Here is a 223-nt window from a genome sequence, read left to right as displayed (position 1 = left end):
AGGATAATATTGACAGCAGGTGCTGCTATTTTATCAGCCTATCTCCGGAGCAAAGAAAAAAGCAGTTAATCAGTATTGTTCGTTCTTTTCATTCATTATGGGGTAAGTATGTCCGTGAAAAGCAGGACATAAAGATGCTGAACGAAATGAATAATACATCATGGGTCTGGCCGGACAATATCAACTGGTGAGCAACCACTGTCCGGCCAGTGAGTACCATCAG

General features: G+C 42.2%; 1 pseudogene. It reads left to right on the top strand.

The features are described from left to right. Positions 1-191: pseudogene (locus AC6CWS_RS26570) on the top strand (DUF6904 family protein); the annotation flags it as partial. Between the last annotated feature and the right edge of the window lie 32 nt (positions 192-223).

This window comes from Klebsiella sp. M041, from assembly GCF_059759695.1.
The sequence above is the reverse complement of the archived record's forward strand: the minus strand, read 5'-3'. Positions and strand labels throughout refer to the sequence as shown.